Consider the following 866-nt stretch of genomic DNA (forward strand, 5'->3'; position numbering starts at 1 on the left):
CGTACCAGCTGTGCCATCACGGATCACCCCCAGGAACCGGTCAACGTCCCCCATCCCTGACGGTGTGCCCGCAACCACCCCACCAGCACCTGACCACGACCGGAAACGTTCATGGCCAGCGCACTAGGCCGTCGAGCGCGGGCACAACATCCTCGACGAGGACAGGCAGGTGGCCGCCATCGGATCGGTCTACTTCCTCGCCCGGCCGAACCCGCACCCCGACGATCTCAGGCTGGCCGTCCACGCGATCAACGACTGGATCGTCCGAGCGATCGACAACGGCGAGTTCAACGAGTGGGTGCGCCACGCGGCCAGTCTGGACGCCGGTGCCAGCGAGGTGCGGCGGCAGGCCCGGTCGGAGTGGTACAGGCTGCTGGCGAGAAGCACCGCCTGGAGCCAGCTCGGCGCCGATCGCGACACCGTGACCTGGGACATCCTCGTGCTGGTTTGGCAGGTCATCGGCAGGCTTCTGCGCGGCGGGGTGCCAGCGCGAGTGATCTTCGTCGACGCGGCCTTCGCCCCGCTCCTGGCAGCCGGAGCAGCGGAGCCCGACACCCCCGAGACGTCCCTGCTCCACAACATCCGCCACGTCCTGTGGCCCTACTTCTCGGCCGAATCCGACAAGCCCGCCCGCGACCGTCACATCGTCCAGGCGATGTACGAACCCCTGTGGGCCGCGCTGAACCGGTGCCTCCAGCAGACTCCTGAAAGGACGTCCACGTGTACCCCTTGATTCGGTGTCCATTCACGGGTGCGACCCGTGTTGATGCTGTTTCAGGCTGCGGTAGCGACCGGGGTTGGTAGCCAGGGCCGGCCGGCGAGGGCGTCGTGGATGGCGTCGAGGGCGCGGATGCCGTGCTCGCGGC

The 866-nt window shown here is 68.2% G+C and carries 1 protein-coding gene; it reads left to right on the forward strand.

Translation table 11 applies throughout. The annotated features are described in order from the left end of the window. Positions 1 to 169: 169 nt before the first annotated feature. Positions 170 to 733 carry a hypothetical protein gene (locus tag FMEAI12_RS06335; protein WP_112105321.1) on the forward strand — a complete coding sequence of 188 codons (564 nt, stop codon included), beginning with the start codon at positions 170 to 172 and terminating at the stop codon, positions 731 to 733. The last annotated feature ends 133 nt before the right edge of the window (positions 734 to 866 follow it).

This window comes from Parafrankia sp. Ea1.12, from assembly GCF_900465275.1.
Lineage (GTDB): Bacteria > Actinomycetota > Actinomycetes > Frankiales > Frankiaceae > Parafrankia > Parafrankia soli.